The 24,692-nt window shown below is 72.6% G+C and carries 16 protein-coding genes; 10 read left to right on the forward strand and 6 right to left on the reverse strand.

What is annotated here, in order from left to right; all coding sequences use genetic code 11:
• Positions 1–29 precede the first annotated feature (29 nt).
• Positions 30–2,231, reverse strand: a complete 2,202-nt coding sequence (locus F9B16_RS01905) for a bifunctional glycosyltransferase/CDP-glycerol:glycerophosphate glycerophosphotransferase (RefSeq protein ID WP_151538050.1) — start codon at positions 2,229–2,231, stop codon at positions 30–32.
• Between the two features lie 534 nt (positions 2,232–2,765).
• Between F9B16_RS01905 and F9B16_RS01910 the strand changes: the two genes are divergently transcribed.
• The 3 genes from F9B16_RS01910 (at position 2,766) to F9B16_RS01920 (ending at position 8,675) form a co-directional block, all read left to right on the forward strand.
• Positions 2,766–3,326, forward strand: a complete 561-nt coding sequence (locus F9B16_RS01910) for a polysaccharide deacetylase family protein (protein WP_225991254.1) — start codon at positions 2,766–2,768, stop codon at positions 3,324–3,326.
• Positions 3,327–3,451: 125 nt separating this feature from the next.
• A complete protein-coding gene (locus tag F9B16_RS01915) occupies positions 3,452–4,444 on the forward strand; it encodes a YncE family protein (protein ID WP_225991255.1) in 993 nt (330 codons plus the stop codon).
• Between the two features lie 103 nt (positions 4,445–4,547).
• Positions 4,548–8,675 carry an NACHT domain-containing protein gene (locus F9B16_RS01920; protein WP_151538052.1) on the forward strand — a complete coding sequence of 1,376 codons (4,128 nt, stop codon included), beginning with the start codon at positions 4,548–4,550 and terminating at the stop codon, positions 8,673–8,675.
• A 22-nt stretch (positions 8,676–8,697) separates the two neighbouring features.
• Here the strand turns inward: F9B16_RS01920 and F9B16_RS01925 are convergent, their stop codons facing one another.
• From F9B16_RS01925 to F9B16_RS01940, 4 genes are all read right to left on the reverse strand, one after another.
• Positions 8,698–9,945, reverse strand: coding sequence for an NAD(P)/FAD-dependent oxidoreductase (locus F9B16_RS01925; RefSeq protein ID WP_192808566.1), 1,248 nt, complete (start codon positions 9,943–9,945; stop codon positions 8,698–8,700).
• Between the two features lie 258 nt (positions 9,946–10,203).
• Complete coding sequence (locus F9B16_RS01930; RefSeq protein WP_192808567.1) at positions 10,204–12,222, reverse strand: serine/threonine-protein kinase; 2,019 nt, start codon at positions 12,220–12,222, stop codon at positions 10,204–10,206.
• A gap of 48 nt (positions 12,223–12,270) precedes the next feature.
• A complete protein-coding gene (locus tag F9B16_RS01935) occupies positions 12,271–13,209 on the reverse strand; it encodes a cyclase family protein (RefSeq protein ID WP_151538055.1) in 939 nt (312 codons plus the stop codon).
• 58 nt (positions 13,210–13,267) lie between these two features.
• A complete protein-coding gene (locus F9B16_RS01940) occupies positions 13,268–13,807 on the reverse strand; it encodes a nuclear transport factor 2 family protein (protein WP_151538056.1) in 540 nt (179 codons plus the stop codon).
• Positions 13,808–14,069: 262 nt separating this feature from the next.
• On the opposite strand from F9B16_RS01940, the gene F9B16_RS01945 reads away from it, so the two are divergent.
• Positions 14,070–14,432 (forward strand): winged helix DNA-binding domain-containing protein, encoded by a 363-nt coding sequence (locus F9B16_RS01945; protein ID WP_264159671.1) that lies wholly within the window; start codon positions 14,070–14,072, stop codon positions 14,430–14,432.
• A gap of 131 nt (positions 14,433–14,563) precedes the next feature.
• Here the strand turns inward: F9B16_RS01945 and F9B16_RS01950 are convergent, their stop codons facing one another.
• Entirely contained in the window at positions 14,564–15,169 is a 606-nt protein-coding gene (locus F9B16_RS01950) for a dihydrofolate reductase family protein (RefSeq protein WP_151538058.1), read from the reverse strand.
• A 104-nt stretch (positions 15,170–15,273) separates the two neighbouring features.
• Here F9B16_RS01950 and F9B16_RS53835 point away from each other — a divergent pair, with 104 nt between their 5' ends.
• The 6 genes from F9B16_RS53835 (at position 15,274) to F9B16_RS01980 (ending at position 24,627) form a co-directional block, all read left to right on the forward strand.
• Positions 15,274–18,138: an AAA family ATPase gene (locus tag F9B16_RS53835; protein ID WP_192808568.1), complete on the forward strand. Its 2,865-nt coding sequence runs from the start codon at positions 15,274–15,276 to the stop codon at positions 18,136–18,138.
• A gap of 132 nt (positions 18,139–18,270) precedes the next feature.
• A complete protein-coding gene (locus F9B16_RS01960; RefSeq protein ID WP_151538060.1) occupies positions 18,271–19,413 on the forward strand; it encodes a nucleotide disphospho-sugar-binding domain-containing protein in 1,143 nt (380 codons plus the stop codon).
• Positions 19,410–21,053 (forward strand): MFS transporter, encoded by a 1,644-nt coding sequence (locus F9B16_RS01965; protein ID WP_151538061.1) that lies wholly within the window; start codon positions 19,410–19,412, stop codon positions 21,051–21,053. The genes F9B16_RS01960 and F9B16_RS01965 overlap by 4 nt, the downstream gene beginning before the upstream one ends.
• Positions 21,054–21,089: 36 nt before the next feature.
• The gene (locus F9B16_RS01970) at positions 21,090–22,220 is read left to right on the forward strand and encodes a nucleotide disphospho-sugar-binding domain-containing protein (RefSeq protein WP_225991256.1); all 1,131 of its coding nucleotides are present in this window, start codon (positions 21,090–21,092) and stop codon (positions 22,218–22,220) included.
• Between the two features lie 26 nt (positions 22,221–22,246).
• On the forward strand, positions 22,247–23,476 hold the full coding sequence (locus F9B16_RS01975; protein ID WP_151538063.1) for a nucleotide disphospho-sugar-binding domain-containing protein: 1,230 nt from the start codon (positions 22,247–22,249) through the stop codon (positions 23,474–23,476).
• On the forward strand, positions 23,464–24,627 hold the full coding sequence (locus F9B16_RS01980) for a nucleotide disphospho-sugar-binding domain-containing protein (RefSeq protein WP_151538064.1): 1,164 nt from the start codon (positions 23,464–23,466) through the stop codon (positions 24,625–24,627). The genes F9B16_RS01975 and F9B16_RS01980 overlap by 13 nt, the downstream gene beginning before the upstream one ends.
• Positions 24,628–24,692: the final 65 nt, after the last annotated feature.

Consider the following 24,692-nt stretch of genomic DNA (forward strand, 5'->3'; position numbering starts at 1 on the left):
TGGGTGTTGGCGCGCTCGCAGAGGCGCGCTCAGGGGCTTCCGAGGAAGATTCGTTCCACCGCCCGCGCGGCCGCATGGCCGTCATCCCAGGGGCAGAACCGGGCACGGAACGTGTCGCGGGCCTTGGCAGCGGTGTCGTTCCACGGCTCGCCGGTCCGGAAGGCATCGATCAGCTCCTCTTCGGTGCGGGCGACCACACCGGGCGGAATTGCTGTGACGTCGACGTTGACGCCCCTGGTGAGCCGGTAGGTCTCCCAGTCGTTGGCGAGGACGACGATCGGACGGTCCTCCAGGACGGCATAGTCGAACATGATCGAGGAGTAGTCGGTCAGCAGCACGTCGGAGGCGATGCACAGGTCCTCGACCGACGGATGACCTGAGACGTCCATGACCATTTCCGGGTGCCGGCCGTTCCCCGCCGCTGAATAGTAGTAGTGGGAGCGCAGGAGCAGGACGTACTGGTCGCCGAGTTCGCGCACGAACCGCTCGACGTCGAACATGGGCCGGTAGCCATCTCGATACTCCCGATGCGTCGGGGCGTAGAGGATCGCTTTCCTGCCCTCAGGGATTCCGAGGCGTGTGCGCAGCCGGGCCTGCTCGTCGCGGGTCGCCGCTGCGAGCCGGTCGTTGCGCGGATATCCGATCTCCAGCAACTCGTAGCGGCAGGGGAAACTGCGGCGCCAAGCCTCGCTGGAAAGCGGATTGGAGGACAGAAGGAAGTCCCAGCGGTCCGCGCGGGCGAGCTGGGCCTTGAAGTCCAGGCCCTTGGCGCCCACGGGGAAAGGCAATTGGTCCAGCCCCATCTTCTTCAGCGGGGTGCCGTGCTGGGTCATCACGTGCACCTGCCCGGGACGCTTGATGATTGCGTTCGGGAAGGTGACGTTGTTGACGAAGTACTTCGCCCGTGCCATCACCCGCCAATACCGCAGGGTGCCGGGTGCGACATGGTCCACACCGTCCGGCACGGGTCCGGGGGCTGCGGGCTTCACGATCCAGACACCGCGCAGGTGCGGCGCGATCTCCGTGGCCTTTTCGTAGATGGCGGCCGGATTGCACGAGACACCGCGATACCAGTAAGCGGCGTACACCACGAGGTTCTCGTCGATCGGCATGCGCAGTTGCACGCGGTAATAGAGCCTGCCGAGCAGCCGCCTGCCCGTCCGCCCGGCGCTCCGCGCGGACCGTACGGCCGTCCGCGGCAGCGTCTTGGCTCCCCGCCGCGCCCCGACGAGTGTGACGGCCATCCGGTAAGGCCGGTACGCACCCCTCTCGAGCAGGCGATACTTCACGGCCTTCAACCGTCCGCCCTGGGGGCCGCCACCGACCGGACGGCGGCGGCGGTAGAACTCGGTGAGCCGGCCGAAGAATTCGGCGCGGTCCGGCGGGGAGATCCGGTCGCCGCGTTCAAGGATCATCAGCGCGTGCCCGATCACCCGGTCGAACATCAGCCCGCGGAACGGCTCGGTGCCGGGATGGGCGTCCATGAACGCGAAGATCCGCTCGTACTGGTCGAAGGCGTCGAAGTGGCGGCGGCTCGCGCTGCTCGTGATGCCGCCGGACCGGCGCTGGCGGTAGACGTAGCAGACCCGGTCAAGCAGGCTCAGCCGTCCGCCCGCCATCAGCAGCGGGAAGGAGACGTTGAGGTCCTCGTAGTAGCCGGCGCTGAAACGCAGGCCCAGGTCGAGCAGGTACTCGCGGCGGATCACCTTGTTCCAGACCGCCATCATGATCCGCAGGACGCTGGGACGCTCCGCGCAGGTGAAGGCGTCGGGCGCGGGCGGGTCCCGGAAGTGGCGGCCGCCCGAGTTCGGCACGCGGGCGCCGTCCCACAGTTCGCGCTCGTGGTCAACGATCAGCACGTCGGGCCGGGTCGCCTCCAGCCGGTCGAGGACCGCCCGGACGGCTCCCTCCTCGGCGTGGTCGTCGCTGTCGAAGAACCAGACGTAGTCACCCGCCGCCATGTCGAGCCCGGTGTTGCGGGCCTGCCCGAGCCCGACGTTGCGGTCCAGATGCCGGACGCGGAGCCGGGGGTCGGCCGCGGCCATCTCGTCGAGGATCGCGCCGCAGTTGTCGGGCGAGCAGTCGTCTATGGCGATGACTTCCAGGTCGGTGACGGACGGGTCGAGGATCGACTCGAGGCACTGGCGGACATAGCCCTCCACCTCGTAGACGGGCACGATGACGCTGAGAACGGGGCCGCCGGATCGGGCGGGGCTTTCGGGTGAGGACATCGCCGGTCCCTGGGGACGAGGAGCGGGTGGTCGGCTTTCCGGGCTTGCGCGATCGGCCGGCGACCCGTCCGCGCCCGAGGCGTCCGCTGCGTTCACAGCCTGGATATGCGCTGCTCAGCCCGGCGCAAACGTGTCACATCGACCATTCGCCCCGCAATCTACTATAGCGATCGTAGTTCGTCCCCCGGCTGATGACTCGGCCATCCGGCCCGCCGAGCACGCGACCCCGCCGACCGGCCGAGGGCGGCGCGGACGGCTTCGCCAACTCTTGCCGGATCTTGCCGGGATGGTTGACCTTGGAGGGGCGAAGCCAAAAGTAGGCTACAGATCGTGATTATTCAGAGACGTACCGTATTGGCCGGTGTGGCCGGACTGGCGGGCGCGGGACTCTGCGCCGCCTGCGGCGGGAGCTCTCGGCAGGACACGGGTACCGTCCACCGGCACGCCGCTCCTGAGGCAGGATCTGCCGCGGCGGCTCGGCCGGCCCGATCGCGGCCGGAGGAGATCGTGCACGGGGCACGGACCTCCACCGCTGTGGCTTTGACTTTCCACGGGTCCGGCGACCCGGTTCTGGCGCAGCGCCTCCTCCGGGAGGTGAACGCCGCGGGTGCGCGCATCACCGTCATGGCGGTCGGGAGCTGGCTGGACGAGGAGCCGCGCATGGCGCGGTCGTTCCTGGACGGCGGCCATGAACTGGGCAATCACACGCAGAACCATCGCGACATCGACGCGATGCCCGCGGCGGCCTCCTACGCCGAGATCGCCCAGTGCGCCGAGCGGTTGCGAAAGCTGACCGGTACGCCGGGCGCCTGGTTCCGGCCGTCGCAGGCCCCGCACGCGTCCCCGCGGGTCCGCGCTCAAGCGGCGGCATTGGGGTATCGCGGCTGCCTGTCCTATGACGTGGACTCGCTCGACTTCACCGATCCGGGTGCGTCGGCCATCACCCGAAAAGTGCTCCGCGAGGTGCGCGGCGGCTCGGTGGTGAGCATGCATCTGGGGCACGCCGCAACGGTCGAGGCCCTGCCGTCCCTCCTGGACGGGCTCCGGGCACGCGGGCTGCGGCCCGTCACCGTTTCCGAGCTGGTGGCCGCATGAAGCGCCGGTGGTTGATCCTGGCCGCCGCCGGGGTTCTGGCGACCGCATGTTCCTCGGAAAGCCCCACCGCGAAAAGGGAGCCACAGGCGCCCAAGAGCGCCGTCGCGAAGGCGGCGAATTCGCCGGTGGACCTGTACGAGCACGACCGGCCAGGTCTGCTCGACCCGGCCGTGCGCGACCTGCCGCCGCGGGTGTACATACCCGACTCGGAAAGCGACGACGTGATCGTGCTCGACCAGAAGACGTTCAAGCAGATCGGGCGCTTCAAGGTCGGCCGCAAACCGCAGCACGTCGTCCCGTCCTGGGACCTGAAGACGCTGTGGGTCAACGACAACGACTCCAACGACCTCGTCCCGATCGACCCGCGCACCGGAAAGCCCGGCAAGCCGGTGAAGGTCGACGACCCCTACAACATGTACTTCACCCCGGACGGCCGCTTCGCGATCGTCATGGCCGAACGGCTGCAGCGCATCGACTTCCGGGACGCGCACACGATGCAGGTACACAAACGCGTGAACGTGCCGTGTACCGGCCCCAACCACGCCGACTTCTCGGCGTCGGGAGACTTCTTCCTCACCGCATGCGAGTTCTCCGGCGACGTGCTGCGCCTCGACACCCGCCGGGAGAAGGTCACCGGCGTCGTCAAACTGGCGAACGGCGCGATGCCGCAGGACGTGAAGACCTCCCCCGACGGCAGGACCTTCTACATCGCGGACATGGCCACCAACGGCGTCTGGACGATCGACGCCGCGACCTTCCGCAAGACCGGCTTCATCCCCACCGGGAAAGGCGCGCACGGACTGTACGTCAGCCGCGACTCCTCAACGCTCTACGTCACGAACCGCGGTGAGGGCACGATCTCGCTCATCTCGTTCAAGACCGGCCACGTCACCGAACGCTGGCGGCTGCCCGGCGGCGGCTCACCGGATATGGGCGGAGTCTCGGCGGACGGGAAGGTGCTGTGGCTGTCGGGCCGCTACAACTCCCAGGTGTACGCGATCTCCACCTCCACCGGCCGGCTGATCCGCCGTCTCAAGGTCGGCAGCGGCCCGCACGGCCTGTGCGTGTTCCCGCAGCCAGGCCGCTACTCCCTCGGCCACACCGGCGTCTTCCGCTGACCCGGACGGCCGGCGGTATCGTCGTCCTTCTCCTGGCGGACGTCGGCTGGCCGGTTGCGGAAGATTGCCCTGGCGGCAGGCGGGTTCCTGCCAGCATGAGAGGATGAATCGGTCGCTGTGGCTCGTCGCGGTGACGGGCGGGGCCCTGGTCGTGGCCAGCACCGCGTACCTGCTGACGGGCGGTTTCTCGCTCGGCGACGCGGACAAGGTGTCCAGCGTCGTGGGCGCGGTGGCGGGCGTGGTGTCGCTCGCGGTGACCTGGGCGTCGTTGAGGGTCTCGCAGCGACGGCAGCGGGATCCGGTGGAGGCGCTCGACATGCTGGCGAGCGTGGTCCGCGACCATTGGAGGGCGGAGCTCGCGAGGTCCGGGCGGGACGTCTGGGCGCGGCTGGCCGTCCCGCTGTCGGTGCGCGGCCCTCATGAGGGGACCCCGCGGGAGGGCGAGCCCGCGGCGCTCGGCGACCTTTCGGATATCGGAGCGATCTTCCAGCGCCGGGTGCCACCGCGTCTCGTCATCACCGGGCCCGCGGGATCCGGCAAGACGACGGCCGCGGTCCTGTTGCTGCTCGATCTCCTGGAGCTCCGCGAGCGGTCGGGGCCCGTCCCGGTACTGGTCTCCATGGCGGCCTGGGACCCCGCTCGACGGCCGTTCGAGGACTGGCTGGCCGAGCAGATCTCCCATACGTACTCTCTCGTCCCTGAAACAGCCCGCGAGCTCGTCGGCCGGCGGAAGGTCATCCCGATCCTGGACGGGTTCGACGAGCTGCCCGCGCAGAAGGCCGGTCAGGCCCTGCGCCGGATGAACGCGGGGCTGCACGGGGACGACCCGCTGGTGGTCACCGCGCGGGAAGGCGCGCTCGAACGGGCCGCCCGCAGCAGGCAGGGCGAGGTCCTCCAGCACGCCACCGTCCTCCGGCTGGGGCCGATCAGCCCCGGGGCGCTCGTCCGCTATCTGGAGCGTGTGCTCCCGCAGGAGGACTACCCCGGCTGGGTCCAGTGGCGGGAGCGGCTGCTCGGCGAGCCCGGCGGCCCGCTCGAGCGTGCGCTGAGCCGGCCGGGGAACGTCGACCTCGTCCGCCGGGCGTACCTGGACGCCCGCCGCCCGCTGCCCGACCTGGGTTCCCTGACCGAGCCGGAGATCATCGAGCGGCTGCTCTCGGACTGGATCGACCGGCCGTACCCGCCCGCGGGGCGGGAGCGGGCGTGGCTGGGCACGGTCGCCCGGGAATGGCGCGGCGAGTTCGTCTGGTGGCGCCTCTACCAGCTCGTGCCGCGCTGGGCACTGGTCGTGTCGGTGGGCGTCCTCCATCTGGTCTTCTATAGCGCTTCGCTGGCGGCCTGCTTCGGCTCGGTGGCCGCGACCGGTGACCTCGTCTCGGGCGTGGCGTCCGCGGAGTGGCTGGCCCTGCTGGTCGCCGCAGGCTTCTGGGACGAGTTCGCCGACGTCAGAGGTCCCGCGCCGGACACCACCGAGCCGGTCGCACGGCTGCGCCGCGAGGTCGTCGTCCGAGGGGTCGCCGCGGTCGTCATCGGCGTCGCCGCCGGGCTCGCGGCCGGGTTGTGGGGGCCGGACGCCGGCGTCCGAGGGGGCGTGTTCCTGGGGGTCGTGACGGCCTTCTTCGTCATGCTGGCCTCGTCCGTCGGGATCTACGCGGTGGCCGTCGCGATCCTCGCCGGCGGAGCGAACCTGCCGTGGCGGCCGCTGGCGGTTCTGGAGGAGGCCCGGCGGCTGGACGTAATGCGCGCGGCGGGCGGCGCCTACAGGTTCCGGCGGGAGCAGGTCCAGGATCTTCTCGCCGCACCCGAGCCCGAGCAGCACCGGGAGGCGGGGTTCGAGGGCCGCCCGGTCCCGGACGTGACGCAGCGGCCTCCGGCCGGGCCGGTGCAGGAGACCCCGCGCGTTGAGGAACGTCCAGCCCCGCGGGCCCACGAGACCGAGACGCCGCCGGTTCCACAGCCGTCACCGGTCGGGGACCGTCCGGTGTCCCGGCGCGAGCGCCTGGACGTGTTCGCGCGCGAGGCCGTCCTGCGGGAGGTGCTCGTCCTGCCGGAGTTGCTGCGCCGCGTCGACCAGCGCGACCCCGTCGCGTCCCGGGCGTGGCTGCGGACGCTGGCCGCATCGCTGCTCGACCACGACCCGCTCGCCGTGGAGGCTCCCGCCCGCGATCGGGGACAGCGGTTCGACGAGGCGCTCGAGGCCTTCGAGAAGGCGGCGGCCCTCCCGTTCCTCAGCCGGTTCGTCACCGCCTACGTCATCACCGCAGGGGCGGCGGGCGCGGCCTTGGTCGGGCTGTTCGTGGCCCAGCAGTGGTGGTCCTGGGCGCCCGACGCGACGTTCGCCACGTCGGTGGTGCTGCTCCTCTCCGTGTTCCTCTGGCTGTCGTTCCGCAGGAACGCGGCGCAGCGCCGGGCACTGCGGTCGCGCGATCCGGCCGAATGGCTCCAGTTGGATGAGCTGCCGCACCTGAGGCTCGCGCTGGACCGCACCTACCGGGACTGGATCCGGGCCATGGCCCGCGACGGCCTGCTGCCGATGCTGACCGAACGGCTCGGCGAGGAGCCGCCCGCGTACACGACCGAGCTGCACGGGCTGGAGCTGGAGCCGCTCAGCGGGACCGACGACCGCGACGACCACTTCGTCGAAACCGACGCCAGCCGCCGCGTCTCGCTGCTCATCGAGGAGCTGAGCAGTGCCAGCATCGGCCTGAGCGGCGCTCGCGGCGCGGGCAAGAGCACGGTCCTGCGGCACCTGTGCGACCCGGAGCGGCATCCGGACAACGACCTGCGGCTCCTCGTCCACGCTCCGACCGCCTACGACTCCCGCGAGTTCCTGACGCACCTGTTCATCCGCGTATGCGAGCGGGTCGTCGGGAGCCAGGGCCCCCGGCCCGCGCCCGTCCGGCGGCTCCGGATGCTGGTGATGCGCGTGCTCCCCTGGGTCTGCGCCGGCGCGGGGCTCGTCCTGATCGTCGGGACGCTCTACCGGGGGCGGATCCGCGCGCTGGCGGACCATCTGCCGGACGGCGCGCGGGTCTATGTGCTCGCGGGCGGCGGCCTGCTGATCCTGTCGGGCATGGCCGCCGCGCTGCTGGTGAACCGCCGGCCGCAGCTGAGGAGGATGACACAGGCGCAGGTCGCCGCGCACGCCCACCTGCGGCGGCTGCGCTACCTGCAGGCGGTGACCCGGACCGCGGTCGGCGAGACGGCGATCCCGGGCGGTTCCAAGATCGGTGGCCAGCTCGCGGTGCAGCGGACCGAGCAGGCCGAGAGCCTGCCCGGCCTGGTCGCCGGGTTCCAGGAGCTGCTCACGATGGTCGGCACCGAGCGCCGGGCCGGCCGCAACAAGGTCGTCATCGGGGTGGACGAGCTCGACAAGATCGCCACGGCGGGCGAGGCGGAGCAGTTCCTCAACGACCTCAAGGTGATCTTCGGGGTGCCCGGCTGCTACTTCCTGGTGACCGTCTCGGAGGACGCCCTGGCCGCGTTCGGACGGCGCAGCCTGTCGGTCCGCGACACCTTCGACAGCGCCTTCGACACGGTCGTGGAGATCCCGCCACTGCGGGGAGGGGAGGCCCTGGACCTGCTGAGCCGGCGCGGCGTCCCGCTCCCGGTGCCGTACGTGTGGCTCTGCCATGTCATGACCGCCGGGCTGGCCCGCGACCTCGTCCGGTCGGTGCGCGGGCTCGCCGCCGTGTCGGCCGAGTGGCGTGAGGAGCCGCCGCCGGACGGGCGGCTCGGCGGGTCCCGGCAGGAACTGGAGCACCTGGCCCGCCACATGATCGCCGAGGACGTCGCGGCGGTCATGGAGGCGCAGCTGCGCAGGGCGGCCGCCGACGACGACGGGACGACCGCCCTGCTGGAATGGCTGGCCGCCTGCGCCGACGTCCCCATCGCCGCCGCCGGCATCGAGACGGGCATCGCCGCGATGCCGGCGGGCGAGCTGAGCTTCGCCGCGCGCACCCTGGCGGTGCAGACGAGGACCTACCTGGCGATCACCGCGATCCTCGTCCGGCTGTTCGTCGAACACCCGAAGGAGACGGCGGAGTGGCTGCGCGACATCGCCGAGCGGCCGCAGGACCGGCATCCGCTCGACCGGCTCGCCGAGATCAGGGGGCTCCTGGCGAACCATCCGCAGCTGGCCTGGCACGCGGTGCTCAGGCTCCGCCTCGAAGCCGCATGGCCGGTCCCGCAACCGCCCCTCGACCTGGCCGCCGCTCCTCCGCCGGCGTGACGGGACGGGCGAAGCGCTGCGGTCAGTGGCTCTTGCGTAGGGGGTCGAGCCAGGCCAGCGGGGCGGGTGTGGTGCCGGTCGCGATGTGCTCGGCCAGCAGCCGTCCGGTAAGCGGCCCGAGGGTCACTCCCCACATGCCGTGCCCGCCCGCGATGTAGACACCGTCAGTGGCCGACGGCCCGACCAGGGGGATCCCGTCAGCGGTCAGAGGGCGGGCGCCGACCCAAGGATCGGTGACGGACCGCCACTCGGCCCCTTCCAGCAGCGGACGCACCGCGCGAAGGGTCGCCGCGAGCGCACGCCGGTCCGGTGGGGCGTCGGGACGCTGGAACTCCATGATGCTGGTCACGCGCGCCGCGCTCGCGCCCCGCGGCGCAAGCGCGGCACGGGCGGCCGGGAAGTACAACGGCCCCTGCAACCGGCGACGCAGCGGCACGGTGAAGCTGTAACCGCGTCCGCCGTACTGCGGGACCCGCACGCCGTGGTCGCTGGCCAAGTCCGGCAGCCACGCACCGCAGGCGAGGATCACCGCGTCCGCGTCCCGATGCCCGTCCGCGCACCGGACGCGGACCCGGCCCGCGTGCCGGTCGACGCCCGTCACCGTCACGTTTTCGGTGATCTTCCCGTTCCGGGCCCGGACCTGGTCGGCCAGCGCCGCGGTGTAGGCGCCCGGATCGAGATACCGCTGCCCGTCGATCCGGACGGCCAGCGCGATCTCCCGGGAAAGATTGGGCTCCATGGCGCGTGCCTGCGCTCCGGTCAGCAGCCCGACCTCGATCTGCTGGCCGGCCGACGCGACGCCCTCGAGTTCGTGCAGCAGTCCCGCCGCCTGCCCGGCCTCGGTGAACGCGGCCAGCACAGCGGCCTCGCGGAGGGGGGCATCCACACCGGCTTGCCGCTGCGCGTCGAACGCGTCGAAGATCTGGGCGTTGAGCATGCGATACCCGTCCATCGCCCGGCTCCAGCGGCGGCCCGTGCAATGCCGCACGAGCCGCACCAGAAAACGGACGAGCTCGGTGTCGGCCCGGACCGGGAGCCGCACCGGCGACCCCGGGTCGAGCACCGCACGCAGCCCGAACCGCAGCATCGAGGGCTCCGGCAGCGGCACCGTCAGCGACGGCGCGACATAACCGGCGTTCCCCCACGAGGCCCCTCGCCCGACCCGTCCTTTATCGAGCACCTCGACCTCGACGCCGTAGTCCTGCAACGACCAGGCGCACGACAGCCCGACCATCCCTGCGCCCACGACCACCACCCGGCGCGGCGTCATACGTCCGCCCCTACCGGCAAGCCGCAACCGGGCCGGTCAAAGGCGCGCGTAACCGAGGCGTGATGCTGAAGCGTTCTCATGATCCCTTTCTACTTCCGCCCGCCGCCCGGGGGAACCGGCGGAAGCGTCGAGTCGCAGTCACCGACCGCCGAAGCGGTGCGACTACTGCGCGGCTGGGCCGCCCCATCGGCAGGGGAACCGATCCGAACTCGGTGATCACGACCGTCCGACGGTCGCCGACCTCTCCCGACCGGGCGGTCAGGGGCGTTGCCCGGTCAGGAACGCGGTCGCGACCTTGGCCGTCTGCTCCGCGCTCCAGGGGCCGGGAATCGTGGCCATCAGCTCTTCGGCGCGCTCGGGTTCGGTGCGGGCGTAGGCTGCCGCGATCTCTGCCAGTGCCAAGCGGCGGTTCCCTTTGCCGGAGATCGCATCGGCGACCCGTTCGGCCCGTTCGGGATCGATGAGCGCCCACCCGGCCGCGACCTCGGCCAGTGGCCAACGCCGCTGCCAGCGTCCCAGCGCCCGCGCCGACCCCTCGGTCTCCTCCAGCAGCCGCACTGAGCGCTCGCGGTCGGACTCGGCGCACCCGGCGGCGACCCTCGCCAGGGCGATCCGGTGTCCTGGAACGCGGACGATGCCACGAGCCAGCCGCTCCGCCCGTTCGGGGGCGATCGCGGCCCACAGCACGGCGATCCGCACCAGCAGCGGTCCCTGCTGCTTGCCGTCGACCTGGCCGCGGGTCACCGTCTCGGCCTGCTCCAGCAGCCGCCCGGCCCGGTCGGGGCACGCCGCGGCCACGTTCAGCAACGCCTCCGCCTGCGCCCGAGGCAGGTCGATGTCGCGTGCCAGCCGTTCGGCGTGTTCGGGGTCGAGCACCGCCATCACCCCGGCGACGGCCGCCAACGCCGCCCGCTGCCCGTCGGGTCCATCGAAGGGTGAGGGGCCGAGGTCCTCCTCGAACAGGCTGCGGTGGTGGCGGACGACCGCCACGGCCTCGTTCAGCAGCCGTTCGGCGTCCCGGCGATCGTGCGACGTGTACGCCCGCGCGATCTCGGCCAGCGCGCATGCCCGCCGTCCTGCCACCCTGGCCTTCGCCGCGCGCTTTTCGGCCTCCACGAGCAACCGGTCGGCGCGCTCGGGATCCATTCGCCACCAGACCGCGGCCAGACGGGGCAACTCGGGCGGCGCATGCTCACTCGCATCCAGAAACCGCGCTCTGTCCTCGGCCCCGCTCAACAGCCGCCGCGCCACCCGCTCACCCATGCCCGACCGTGCGGCCACCTCACCCTCGTCGTCGTGCTCACCATTGGTGACGGATCGGGCGACCGCCTGCCGGCCGACGGTCTGCGGCATCAGGCGGGCGGCGACGGCCTCGGCGCTGGCGGGGCGGTCGGCCGGATCCTTGGCTAGCAGGTCCTGGGCGATCTGCTCCAGGTCGGCCGGGACATCCGGGCGGAGCTGCCGGAGCGGAGGCGGGTCGGCGTTCAGGTGCCGGGCCATCAGCATCGCAAGCGACTCACCGGTGAAAGGCGGGCGCCCCGTGAGCAGCGCGTACAGCACGCAACCCAAACTGTAGAGGTCGGCGCGCTGGTCGATGTCGCCGCTTCGCCACTGCTCGGGCGACATGTACAGCGGGGTGCCGACCTGCCGCCCATGCAGCGTCTGGGCCGTCGGCGCGTCGTGCCATCGCGCGATCCCGAAGTCGCAGATCTTCACCCGGCCACCGGACAGCGCCATCAGGTTGGCGGGCTTGAGGTCGCGGTGTACCACCCCGGCCGCGTGCGCCACCGCCAGCGCCTCCACCACCTGCACGGTCACCGACCGAACCCGCTCCACAGGCAGCCCGCCGGCGTGGCGGGCCAGCTCCGCCGCCACGCTCTCCCCGTGCAGCAGCTCCATCACCAGGTACCACTGCCCGTCGTACTCCCCGAAATCGTCGACCCTGGTGATCCCCGGATGCGTCAGCCGCACGGCGATCCTGGCCTCCTGCTTGAACTTCCCGAGCCACACCGGCCCGGCCTCGGCCACCTCCCGCCCCAGGAACTTGATCGCCACCTCCCGGTCCCTCAGCAGGTCGGTGGCCCGCCAGACCTCCCCGAACCCGCCCCGCCCCAGCACGCCGGCCAGCCGATACCGCCCCGCGACCTCCGCGCCGACCAGCACCGCACCCCGCCCGTCTCCACGACTCCAGACACCGCCATTCTCCACTCGGTGAACCGGCGGTGCGCCGTCTGCCAGGACACCCTGGAAATCGAGGCGGCAGCCGGTGGTCGCCACGAACACGATCGCGGCCGGCGGCTCGCGGTCATCGACCCGGTGCCGCGGTCAGAATGTGGCGATCGGGTTGACCGGGCTCCCGGAGGTTCCGGCGAAGCGGACCGGCGCGACCGCGAGGTGGAAGTCCCACTGGCCGAGCTCGGCCGCCGTCGCCGCGCACGCCTCCAGGTCGCAGTTGTCGAGCAGCCACAGACCCATCGCGACGAGGCCCACGGTGTGAACCGGCATCGCCATGTCCTCGTACCCCGACGGCTGAACGTCTTGGGGAGTGTCGGCGCCGATCAGCGCGACTCCCCGTTCATGCAGCCAGGGCAGGCAGGACGCATGCCAGCCGGCCTGCGTGAAACCGCCGGACGCACCGGACTCGTGCCGGACGCGGCCATAGCCGGTCCGCAGCAGCACCGCGTCACCGGACCGCACCCGCACACCCTGGCGACGCTCGGCCTCCTCGAGATCCTCGGGAAACACGCCCTCACCCGGTTCCAGCCACGCCACGTCGCGGACCTTCGCGATGTCCAGCAGGACACCACGCGTGACGATCCCGTCCGCCGCCGCCGTGACGGCCCCCCACGCCGATCCCGTCGCGGCGTCGACCAGCGAGTGCGACCGCCCGTTGTACATCGTGCCGTCCCAGAAGATGTGGCACGGCGAGTCGACGTGGGTGATGGTGTTGCCGTGGAACAGGATGCCGAGCCGCTCGTTCGAATAGCCCCAGTGCCGGTCATTGCGGAATCCGGGCAGAGGCATGTTCTCGACGCCCGGCATGTCGGCGAAGCACGGGCACGTCGTCGTCGACCGCTCCATCTCTTCCGGTACGGCCACCTCCCATGCGCACGACACGCTCCTGCCGTGGCGCACGGCCCGCGCCGCCGCCAGCCGGACGTCGTCGGTGATGTGGTTCAGCGTGCCGAGCTCGTCGTCGTCGCCCCACCGTCCCCAGTTCGACAGCGTGTCGAAGTACCCGAGCACGTCCTCCTGTGTAGGCATCGATCGCTCAACCGTCATCCCAGCATCGCCCCTCCGGTGAGCCCGTCCAAGTGCACTATCACTCTTCTCCTTGTCGACGAACGGTATCGGTGCTCTTCGGCCTAGGGGGCTCGGCGCTGTTGTGACCTGCCGGGTCGGTGGCACGGTCCTTGGCGTGGTGGTCCCGGATGGCGTCCAAGACCTCGGGGAGCTGCCCGCGGGCCGCGGCCGAGCGCAGGTGGTCAAGGTAGTCGCGGGATTCGACGATCTTTCCGTCCCGGACGCGCATGACGAAGACGGCAGGGATGGCGAAGGGTTCGCCCGTCTCCACCACGACGCCTTCGTACTGGAATTCGGCCACGATGACCTCGGGGTCGGCGGTCTGGTGAACATTGATCCGGGTCGGCCGACGCCGCAGGGTCGGGCCCTGGTACGGCCGTGGTCCGCCACCGAAATGGGTTCGCAGTTCTTCGCGGGAGCGCATCGGCGGCGCCTCCAGCGGGAAGAACGGATGGCGGACATCGGTTCGCTCCGCGTACAGGTCCACCACGTCCGCCCAGCGCTCTTCGCAAACACCGTGCACGAGTTTCAAGAAGACATCGCGAGGAGTATCGGTCACCGGCTCACCGTAACCGTTCTCGGACCGCGCCGACCCGCTCTTCACCTCTCCATCGCTGCTGCGTCCGCCGCAGCCCGTCGCGGCTTCCCAGGTAGCCTGAGTTGATGGCTGTGAAGGTTTCCAGAGACGACGTCACCGCGTTTCGCCTCCACTCCGGCCTGCTGTTGCGCTGACCGGTGCGGAAATCGGTGACGTCCTGACCGGACGCCGACTCGCCATCGACGAACTCGGCGCGGAGCTCGCCGAGCGGATCGTCCGCAAGCTGTCGAGGAAGCAGCGCGACATCTGGGAACACGAAGGTCCCCATGCCGCCGGTGGAGACCGCGCGCGCCGAACTGCTCCACCACGCGACCCCTATACGCAGTTGCGTGACCGCGAGACAATCATTGACAAGCAATATCATCGGGACGTGTGGCGGGCCGTAGGCGACCCGGGCACAGTGCTCGTGGACGGCGAGATCGCCGGTGTTTGGCGTCCGCGTAAGAGCGAGCGGAAGCTGACCATTCGCGTGACGTCTTTCGGCAGCTTGCCGGCTCGGAACAAGAAGCCGCTGCAAGCAGAGGCCGAACAGGTGGCGACACTGCGGGGCGCCTCGTCCGTCGACGTCGAGTTCGACTCCTATTGACCGATGCGGCACCAGCCGATGGCCTTGTCCAGGGGCGGCCGGGACAAGGCCATCGCGCACTTGGGCTTGGCGGTCGCCGGGAGCGTACCCCTGACGAGCGGCGCGTTTCTCGGCGCGGGCGAAGTCTCCTGTCAGGCGTCGATGCGGTCGTAGATGAGGCAGAGGGCGCCGCTCTCCGTGGCGGCGGTGCTGGTCAGGGACCAGGACGAGCGGGGCGTCGTGTCGTCGAACAGGCGGGCTCCGCCGCCCACGAGCTCGGGGCAGAGGGTGATGCTGAGCCGGTCCAGTTCGCCGGCTTCGATCAGGTTGCGGATGACGCTGGTGCTGGCCAGGACGATGATGTCGCCGCCCTCCTGGGCCCGCAGTTCCTTGACCGTGGCGGCGGGGTCGGCGGTGGCGACGCGCGCGTTGTCCCAGTCGGCGCGGTCCAGGGTGGTGGAGAAGACGACCTTCTCGACCGCGGTGAGCCAGCGGGAGAACTCCCGGTCCCGCGGGTCGGCGCCCTCGTCGTCGGCGACGGCGGGCCAGAATCCGGCGAAGCCCTCGTAGTTCTTGCGGCCGAGCAGGGCGGTGGTCGCCGTGCCGGTGACCGACACCATGTGGTCGCGGGCTCCGTTGGTGGTGGCGTGCGGCACGATCCAGCTCATGTCGTACTCGCCGCCCGGGCCGCAGATGCGGCCGTCCAGGGACAGCGTGATGTTCGCGGTGACCGTGCGGCGGGCGTTCTCTCCGGACATCGGATGGTTCCTTTGCTCTCGTCGGGATGACGCCTTCACCATCCCGTTTCCGGTGGCAGGCTGTCGTCGTCAGACTTGGTGACATTCGGTCCGGGCTTGGGGAGATGGTGACGGGTTCGGTCGTCAGTCCGGTCCTGGTCGGGCGGGACGGTGAGATCGCCGCGCTGAGGGCGGCCTACGAGCGGGCCCGCACGGGGCGGCCGGGGACGGTGCTGGTCTCCGGTGAGCCGGGCATCGGCAAGTCGCGGCTGGTCGCGGCCGGGGTCCGGGAGCTGCCCGGCGACCCCCTGGTGCTGTCCGGCGGGTGCCTGGAGCTGGGCTCGGAGGGTGCCCCGTACGTGCCGTTCGTCGCCGTCCTGCGGGATCTGGTGCGCCGGTTCGGGCGGGCGCCGGTGGCGGCGCTGCTGCCGCCGGGAGGCACCGCGCTCGGCGACTGGCTGCCCGACCTCGGGCCGGCGCCCGCGCGGTACGGGCCGACCCGGTTGCTGGAGGAGATGCTCACGCTGCTGTGCCGGGTGGCGGAGTCGCGGCCCGTCGTGGTCGTCGTGGAGGACCTGCACTGGGCGGACGCGTCGAGCCGGGAGCTGTTCGCCTACCTGGCCCGCAACCTCGCGGACGGCGCCGTCCTGCTGGTCGGGACCGTCCGCACCGGGGAGCCGGCCGCGGGGCACCCGAACCGGCGGATGCTCGCGGAGCTCGGTCGTGGCGGCGCGGTGGAGCGCATCGTCCTCGGCCCGCTGGAGCAGGGGGATGTCGCCGCGCTGCTCGCGGCCGTGGACGGGCAAGCGCCCGACCCGGCGCGCAGCGCGCGGATCCACCGGCGCAGCGGCGGCAACCCGCTGTTCGTCGAGGCGCTGAGCAACGCGGGCGAGGCACCGTCCGGCGACCTGCGGAGCCTGCTGCTGGCCCGGATCACCGACCTGCCGGGCCCGGCGCGGGAGGTGCTGGAGGCCCTCGCGGTCGCGGGGGCCGAGCTTCCCGACGACCTGGCCCGCGAGGTCGCCGGGGAGTCCGGGGACCGCGTCCGGGCGGCCATCGACGAGCTGAGCGGGCGCGATCTGGTGGTGGCACGGGACGACGGGTACGCGATCCGGCACGACCTCATCCGTGAGGCGGTGTACGAGGCGCTGCCGCCGGACCGGCGGCGGCACATGCACGCCCGGTGCGCCGAGGCGCTCGCCGGACGCGCCCGCGGCGGCACGGCCCTCGCGGAGCACTGGACGGCCGCGGGCGAGTTCGCGCGGGCGCTGCCCGCCGCCTGGCACGCGGCCGGCCTCGCGGCGCGACAGAACGCCTACGACGAGCAGCTCCACCTGCTGGAGCTGGTCCTGGAGCAGTGGGAGAAGGTGCCGGACGCGTCCGGGCTCGTCGGCGCGAGCCGCACGGCCGTGCTGGAGCACGCCGCGGGGGTGGCGTTCGCGGCGGGCAGGTCCGCGGCGGGCGTGGCCTACGGCACCGCCGCGCTCGACGAGCTGGACCCGGCGGCCGAACCGGAGCGGGTCGCGCGGCTGCTCGGCCTGCGCGGCCGGTTGCGGAGCCGGCTCGACGGCACGGGACGCGACGATCTGCGCCGGGCGGTCGCGCTGGTGCCTGCGGGATCGGCGGATCCGCTGCGCAGCGGCCTGCTGTCGGCTTCGGCGTTCACCGACATCATGGCGGGCGACGCCGGCGACGCCCGGCGGCACGCGGCAGATGCCCTGGACATCGCCGAACGGCTCGGCGCCGACGCGCTGCGCGCACCCGCACTGCTAGTCCTGGCGACGCTGCACGGCCAGGACGGCCACCAGGAGGAGACGCGCCGCACGTTCGCCGAGGCGCGCCGTACGGCCGAGGCCGCGGAGGACGCGCACACGTTCCTGACCACCTTCCAATGGGAGGCGAGCCATCTCACGGACGCGGGCCGCTACGAGGAGGCAGCCGCGCTCGCCCGCAGAGGGCAGCAGGCGGCCGAGCGGCTCGGCCAGGGCCGGTCCCGCGGCAGCATGCTCGCCGCCGTCCGCGCCGTCCCGCTGTGCTCGCTCGGACGCTGGGACGAGGCGCTGGAGGTCACCGGCGACGCCCTCGCCCTGGCACCGCCTCCGCTCTACACCGCCTTCCTGCGCCTCATCACCGCGGAGGTGAGCCACCGGCGGGGCGAGACCGGCCGGTTCGAGACGCTGCTGCGCCAGCTGACCGAGTTCGTACAGCACACGCCCGGCGCGGTCGAGGCGACCTCCTCGTTGGCCCTGCTGCGCATCGTCCACGCGCTCGGCAGGGACGACCTCGAAGCCGCCGACCGGATCGTGGGCGAGCACCTGGCGGCCGCGGAAGCCTGGCCGCCGCACGACACGGCGCGGCTCGCGGTGCTCGGGGCGCGGGCGCAGCGGCTCCGGCGGACGGCGGCGCCGCGGAACCGGCGGATCGCGGACCAGGCCGCGGACCGGCTCGGGGAGCTGGCCCGTATGCTCGACGCCCTGCCGGCCGTCACCCCGGTGATCGACGCCCAGCGCCGCACCTTCCACGCGCTGACCTCACCCGGTGAGCTGCCGGCCTGGGACGGGGCCGCGGACGCCTGGCGCGCTGTGAGCGACCCCTACGAGACGGCCGTCGTGCTGGCCGAGGGCGCGGTCGCCGCGCTCGCGTCCAACAACCGTCCGGGCGCCCGGGCGCGGCTGCGGGAGGCCCGTGCCCTCGCGACCACGCTGGGCGCCGCGCCGCTGCTGGCCCGCATCGACGACCTGGCGTCCCGGGGCCGCCTCGGCGACGTCGCGGACGCCCCGGCGGGCAACGGCCTCGGCCTGACCCGCCGGGAGCTGGACGTGCTGAGGGTGCTCGCCCGCGGCCGGTCGAACCCGCAGATCGCCGCGGAGCTGTTCATCTCGCCCAACACCGTTGCGACCCATGTGGCGCGCATCCTCACCAAGCTCGGCGTGGCCACCCGGACGGAGGCCGCCGCCCGCGCCCGCGAGTACGACCTCCTCGACCGCTGAGCCCCGCCCTCGCAGGGAAGCGGGGCCGTGCCGACTTGAGCGGTCTCCGAGGGGAACGCGAATCGTCCGATCCAGGGTGGAGGCGACCGCCCCGGCCCGGCCGGGGCACCGCCGCCCGCCCGAGGATCGCTGATGCGCGCACTGCTGCTGAGCACGCCGTTCGTCTCGCATGTCGCCCCGGTGATCCCGCTGGCCTGGGCGTTGCGGGCGGCGGGCCACGAGGTGATCGTCGCCGGGCAGCCGGACGTGGCGGACGGCGTCCGGGCGGCGGGACTGTGCGGCGCGCCGATCGGCGAACGCTACGGCGGGACGGAGATGATGGCGCTGCACCTGCCCCCGGACACCCGCCCCCTCCAGGTCATGGGCCCGGGCACCGCGGAGACCGCGGCCCTGGAGGCGAGGGCGTGGCGCCGGCACGCGGAGTTCATGCTGCCGCCGTACCTGGAGTTCGCCCGGTCGTGGCGGCCCGACCTGATCATCTCCGAGCAGCTGGAGTTCGCGGGGGTACGAATCGGCGAGCGGCTCGGCGTCCCCGTCGTGCGGCATCGCTGGTTCGCCGACCCGTACGGCGAGCACCTGGCGGGGCTGCCCGAGCCCGACCTGACCCTCGATCCCTGCCCATGCCCGGCTCCCGGCGACTCCCGCGCCGCTTCCCGAGTGCAGGCGATCCGGCCCGTGCCATGGAACGGCACAGGGCCGCCCCCGGCCGGCCTCGAGCCCGCGACCGCGCGCGACCACCGCGTCTGCGTCAGCCTGGGAAACCAGACTCTCACCCTCAACGGCATGCCTCTGCTGCGCGGCATCGTCGCCGCGTTCGCCCTGATGCCGGACGTCGAAGCCGTCGTCACGGTGGACGAGGCGTACCGTGCCGGCCTCGGCCCGGTGGCGGGAAACGTCACGGTGATCCCGCCGACTCCCCTCGTCCACGTCCTGGACGGCTGCGACGCGATCGTTCATCACGCCGGCGCCGGGACCGCGCTCACCGCCACGGTCGCCGGGCTGCCGCAGCTCGTCCTCCCGCAGCTGGCCGACCAGTTCGCCAACGCCGACAGGCTCGTGGCCGCGGGCGCCGCCGTCTCCGTCGCGACGGCCGAAGAGCAGGACGACCCCGCGGTCCTCGCGGACCGCCTCCGCGGTCTGCTCGACGAGCCCGCCGCCGCCGCGGCCGCGACCCGGCTGGCGGACGCCGTACGGACCATGCCGAGTCCCATCGAGACCACCCGCCGCCTGGAAGGGCTCGCCTCCCTCGAGGTGGCAGGACGGAGAGAACGATGAACGCGAAGGCGCCCGCCGGGGAAGAGGTCCGCGCGGACAGACCGCTCCCGCCCGGGATGACCGAGCTGCGGGTCCTGCTGTTCAGCATCGGCATGATGCTGACGATGGTGCTGGCGCTGCTGGACCAGAGCATCGTGGCCGCCGCCGCCCCGCAGATCCTCACCGACCTGCATCCGGTGGGCGGCGTCGGGCAGTTCCCCTGGCTGATCACCGCGTACATGCTGGCCGCGACCACCGCGCAGCCGCTCTACGGCCGGCTCAGCGACAACCTCGGCCCGAAGCGCATCTACCTTGGCGCCCTCGCGGTCTTCCTGCTCGGCTCGGTGCTCTGCGCGTTCGCCCAGAGCATGCCCCAGCTCATCGCCTTCCGGGCGGTGCAGGGCCTCGGCGGCGGCGGGCTGATGAGCATGGGCCTCATCGTCATGGCGACCCTCTACCCGCCCAAGGAGCGCGGCACCGGCGCGGGGATCGGCGGGCTGCTCATCGCCCTCTCGCTGGTCGCGGGGCCACCGCTCGGCTCCTGGCTCAGCGACCGGTTCTCCTGGCGGTGGATCTTCTACGTCAACCTGCCGATCTGCGTCGGCGCGTTCGTCCTCATCGCCCTGTCCCTGCGCCTCGCGCCGCCCCGGGGCCCGCGCCGCGGGCTCGATCTCATCGGCGCCGCCCTGATCGGCGCCGGCGCGAGCGGGCTGCTGCTCGCCGCGAAGGAGGCCGGGGAACCGCACGTGTCGGCGTCCGGGCTGCTCGTGCCCGGCGCGGTGGGGCTGGCCCTGACGGTCGCCTTCGTGGTGCGCCAGGCGACCACGGCGGAGCCGCTGATCTCGCTGTCGGTGTTCCGCGACCCGGTGTTCAGGCTGCTGGCGCCGCTCCAGTTCATCGGCGGGTTCGCGCTGCTCACGCTGCCCATGTTCGTCGTCACCTACCTGCGGGTGATCCGCAATGACACCGCCGGATCGGTGGTCGTGCACATCGTCCCGATGGCGATCGGCATCGCGCTGGTCTTCCTGGTCTGGGGCCGGGTGCTGGCCCGCACCGGCCGCTGCAAGCCCGTCCTGGTGGCGACCACGCTGATCAGCGCGGCGGCCGCCGCGCTCGCCGCCCTGCTCCCGATCGACACCGACCCGCTGTTCCTGGACGGGTGCCTCGTGCTGCTCGGCGTCGGAGTGGGCGGGGTCACGCAGGTGGCCCTGTTCGCCACCCAGGCCGCCGCCCCGCCCGAACGGCTCGGCGTGATCACCACCGCGGCGCGGTTCGCCACGACGCTGGGCTCGGCGGTCGGCAGCGCGGTGCTCGGCGCGATCCTGAACACCCGGTTCGCGAGCGCGCTCTCGGGCACGCGGGTCGGCGCGACGGACGAGGACGCGCTGTTCGAGCACCTGCGCACGGCGTCCGGCCCGGTGCGCGACCGGCTCGTGCACGCCTACGCCGCGGCCTCGGACGCGGTGTTCGTCACCTCCGCCGTCATGATCGCGCTCGCGGTGCTGCTCGCCGTGCTGGTCCGCGACATCCGCGTGAACGTGGCCGAGCCGGACGCGCGTGAGCCGGACGCGTGTGAGCCGGACGCGCCCGCGGCGGACGTACCCGCGGCGGACGCGCCCGCGCCGAACGTGGCCGAGCCCGACTCGGCCCCCCACCTCTAGGAGCCTCCGTTGCGCGTCCTCATGTTGAGCACGCCCGTGTCCACACACTTCGCGTCGATGGTGCCGGTCGCCTGGGCGCTGCGCGCGGCCGGTCACGAGCTGGTCGTCGCCGGGCAGCCCGACATCGCCGCCGCGGTGCGCGACGCGGGCATGAACTACGCCGTCTTCGGACCCCGCTTCCACGCCCTCGACCTGCTGCTGCCCTTCCTCGGCGGCGGCGACCGGCCGCTCCAGATCCTCGGGCCCGCGACGGCGGAGTCGCTGGAGAGCGGCACCCGGCCCTGGGTCCTGCACAGCCGCTACCTGCTCCCCCGCTACCTGGAGTTCGCGCGGTCGTGGCGGCCGGACCTGATCCTCTCCGAGCAGTTCGAGTTCGCCGGGCTGGTCATCGGCGGGGCGCTCGGAATCCCGGTCGTGCAGCACCGCTGGGGCGTGGACATGCTCGCGTTCGCGATGCGCCCGGCGGCCGAGGAACTGCTCGCCGGGGCGTGCGAACGGCTCCGCCTCGCCCGGCTGCCCGAGCCCGAGCTGATCCTGGACCCGACCCCGCCCGAGCTGCAGCTGCCCGAGCTGCCCCCGGCGCAGCCCGTCCGTCCCGTGCCCTTCAACGGCACCGGGTCGCTGCCCGGCTGGGTACACGAGCCGTTCCCGCAGAGCCGCCGGGTGTGCGTGAGCCTGGGCAACCAGACCCTCGCGCTGAACGGCGTGCCGCTGCTGAAGAACATCATCGCCGCGCTCGGCCGGCTGCCCGGCGTGCAGGCGGTCGTCACCGCGGAGCCCGAGTACCACGAGGAGATCGGGACCGTGCCCGAGCACGTCCTGATCGTCCCGCCGACGCCGCTCTCGCACTTCCTGCACACCTGCGACGCGATCGTCCACCACGGCGGCGCCGGAACGACGCTCACCGCCCTCGCCACCGGCCTGCCGCAGCTCGTCCTGCCCCAGGTCGTGGACCTGGCGGGCGAGCGGCTGGTCGCCACGGGAGCGGCGGTCAGCATCCGGGATCCGAAGGAACAGGACGACCCGGACGTCGTCGCGGACCGCCTGCGCGCCGTGCTCGACGAGCCGCACCGCGCCGAGGCCGCGGCGGCCTTGCGGGACGCCGTCCATGCCATGCCGTCCCCCGCCCAGCTCGTTCCCCGGCTCGAGAAGCTCGCCGGGCCGTGACCGGTCCGGCCCCGCAAGGAGTCCACATGCGCGTACTGATGCTGAGCACGCCGTTCCCCACCCACTTCACGCCGATGGTGCCGCTGGCCTGGGCGCTGCGCGGGGCGGGCCACGACGTCGCGGTCGCCGGGCAGCCCGACGTCACCGACGCCGCCCACGCCGCCGGCCTGCCCACGGTCGTGATCGGCGAGCGTTTCCACGCGTCCGACATCTTCAGCCGCAAGCTGCCCGCCGGGAAGCGGCCGCTGGAGCTGATGGGGCCGCCGACGCCCGAGCTGCTGGCGTCGACCTCGCGGATGTGGGAGATCCACGCCCGCTACCTGGTGCCCCGGTATCTGGAGTTCGCCCGGGACTGGCGTCCTGATCTCATCGTCACCGAGCAGATGGAGTTCGCCGGCCGCATGATCGGTGGCGTGCTCGGCGTGCCCGTGGTGGCGCACCGCTGGTTCATCGACCCGCTCAGCGGCCCCACGGCCGGCTCGGTGCGGGCGTTCCTGCACGGCGCCTCGACGCGGCTCGGGCTGGAGGACGGGCTGCCCGAGCCCGACCTGATCCTGGATCCCTGCCCGCCGAAGCTGCAGGTGCCCGGCCTGCCCGAGGGGCTGCCCATCCGGCCCGTCCCGTCGAACGGGTCGGGGCCGCTGCCGGGCTGGGCCCTCCGGCCGCGCATCCGGGAGCACCGCGTCTGCGTGAGCCTCGGCAACCAGACCATCGCCCTGAACGGGATGCCGCTGCTGAAGAACATCATCGCCGGCATCGCCCGCCTGCCCGACGTCGAGGCGATCGTCACCGCCGCCACCGAGTTCCACCCGGAGCCGGCGGAGGTGCCGGACCAGGTCAAGGTCGTGCCGCCGACGCCGCTCAACCAGTTCCTGCACACCTGCGACGCCGTCGTCCACCACGGCGGCGCCGGCAGCTCGCTGACCGCGACCGCGATGGGCGTACCGCAGCTGGTGCTGCCGCAGATGGTCGACCAGTTCCCGAACGCGCTGCGGCTGGCCGACAGCGGTGCGGCGATCGCGGTCGAGTCCGCGGCCGGGCAGGACGACCCGGGCGTCGTGGCCGGGCATCTCAGGGAGCTTCTCACCGAGCCCTCCTGGGCCGCGGCGGCGGCCGAGCTGAAGGCCGCCGCCGACGCGATGCCCTCCCCCGCGCAGGTCGTGCCGCGGCTCGAAGCGCTCGCGGCGACCGGCCGCCACGCGACCGACGGCCAGGCGACCGACCGCCATGACGAGGAGCGTCGATGCGCGTCCTGATGCTGAGCACGCCGCTGTCCACCCACTTCACGCCGATGGTGCCGCTGGCCTGGGCGCTGCGCGGGGCGGGCCACGACGTCGTGGTCGCCGGGCAGCCCGACGTCACCGACGCCGCCCACGCCGCCGGCCTGACCACCGCCGTCTTCGGCGACCGCTTCCACGCCGTCGACCTCTTCAAGGCCGGGCTGCGTCCCGGCCGGCGGCCGTTGCAGGAGTTCGGGCAGCCCACGCCGGACCAGCTGAACAGCACCCCTCAGGTCTGGCGCAACCATGTCTCCTACTACCTCGACGACTATCTGGAGCTCGCCCGGGCGTACCGGCCGAACCTGGTGGTGTCGGAGCAGATGGAGTTCTCCGGACGGGTGATCGGCGCCGTCCTGGGGGTCGCGTCGCTCCAGTTCCGCTGGGGCGTCGACCCCTACACCGGCGCGGGCGAACGGCTGGTCGGGCTCTTCATGGGACCGATGTGCGAGCGCCTGGGGCTGGGCGGCGGCCTGCCCGATCCCGACCTCATCCTCGATCCCTGCCCGCCGGGCCTCCAGCTGCCCAACCTTCCCGGCGCGCAGCCGATCCGGCCCGTCCCCTACAACGGCACCGGCCCGCTGCCGGACTGGGTCCACGAGCCGAAGGGGCGCGCTCATCGCGTGTGCGTGAGCCTCGGCAACCAGACGCTGGCGCTCAATGGGATGCCGCTGCTGAAGAACATCATCGCGGCCCTCGCGACGCTGCCCGAGGTCGAGGCGATCGTCACCGCGGCCGCCGGCCACCACGCCGAGCTGGGAGAGACTCCCGCGAACGTCAGGGTCGTCGCGCCGACGCCGCTCACCGGCTTCCTCGAAGGCTGCGACGCCATCGTCCATCACGGGGGCTCGGGGACCTCGCTCACGGCGTGCCACGCGGGCGTGCGGCAGCTGGTGCTGCCGCAGATCATCGACCAGTTCGCGACCGCGAGGCGGCTCGTGGCGACCGGTGCCGCGCTGGCGCTCGACACCGCGAAGGACCAGGACGATCCGAAGGTCATCGCCGAGCGGCTCCGCGCACTGCTCGCGGGCTCCGGCCATGCCGAGGCCGCACACCGGCTCGGCGTCGCGGCCCGCGGCATGCCCACCCCCGCCGCGCTGATCCCCGCCCTCGAGGAGCTGGCCGCCTGACCGGCCCCCGGACGAACGAGAGGAGGCCTGCACGGGACGGACATCCCGTGCAGGCCTCCGCCCTC

Origin of the sequence: Actinomadura montaniterrae, assembly GCF_008923365.1 — a bacterium.
Classification (GTDB): Bacteria; Actinomycetota; Actinomycetes; order Streptosporangiales; family Streptosporangiaceae; genus Spirillospora; species Spirillospora montaniterrae.